We start from the raw sequence: 936 nt of genomic DNA, 5'->3' as shown, positions 1-936 counted from the left end.
TATGGCATGAAGGTAACACCCGTTCCCATACCGAACACGAAGGTTAAGCTTCAATGCGCCGATGGTACTGCAGGGGTAACCTTGTGGAAGAGTAGGTCGTCGCCAGATAAATATGGATCTTTAGCTCAGCTGGTTAGAGCTACCGGCTCATAACCGGTCGGTCCGGGGTTCGAGTCCCTGAAGGTCCACCATAAGGGGATATAGCTCAGCTGGGAGAGCACCTGCCTTGCACGCAGGGGGTCAAGGGTTCGATTCCCTTTATCTCCACCAAAAACAGTCCAATAAGGACTGTTTTTTTATTTGTCTTTTTTATTTAACATAATCTTTTCTTTGCTAAAATTAATATCATTAGAAATGTAATTTTAAAACAATTCCAAAAATTTTAAGAAGGAATTTCGGTATCCTGAAAAAGATGCACCAAGACGATGTTTTATAGACGTATATTTTTTATGTTAATAAATTATCTATGTTGACTTATTATAGGATATTTAGTAATTTCGAAGTTTTTTATAAAGGAATGAATAATATTGTTAAATACAAATTTAATTTTATATACCTAACCATGTGTGTCAATACAATTAAATTAGAGGAATATAAAGAAATACATAGTAAATAAAGAATAATGTACATATATGGTGATAAATCCAAATGTATAATTTTATTATTGTGATAGAATGTTTCTTGTCGCTGCAAATGAGTAACGGTAAAGGTAAAGTTTGTTTAGTTAATATTTAATACTTTTAAAAGATATTTAAAAAGAAATTTTAAAAGGTGTTGACAAAATATGAAATACCTAGTATTATAGTAGAAGTCGTCAGTTGATGACAAAGCAAATTGGTCTTTGAAAATTAAACAGAGAAATAGGTAAAGAAACGAAATAACATTTTGTTTTAACCAGTTAATTACTTTAGTAAAAGTAATATTTTAGTCGTAAGA

At 31.6% G+C, this 936-nt stretch carries 2 tRNA genes and 1 rRNA gene; all 3 read left to right on the top strand.

From position 1 onward, the window contains the following. Positions 1 to 108, top strand: a 5S ribosomal RNA gene (rrf, locus tag LGK95_RS22145); the annotation flags it as partial. 6 nt (positions 109 to 114) lie between these two features. Continuing rightward, positions 115 to 191 (top strand) — tRNA-Ile (locus LGK95_RS22140). Between the two features lie 3 nt (positions 192 to 194). Beyond that, positions 195 to 270, top strand: a tRNA-Ala gene (locus LGK95_RS22135). Positions 271 to 936 lie beyond the last annotated feature (666 nt).

This window comes from Clostridium algoriphilum (genome assembly GCF_020443705.1).
In the GTDB taxonomy this organism is placed as follows: domain Bacteria; phylum Bacillota; class Clostridia; order Clostridiales; family Clostridiaceae; genus Clostridium_AD; species Clostridium_AD algoriphilum.
This window is presented reverse-complemented; position numbering and strand designations above follow the sequence as displayed.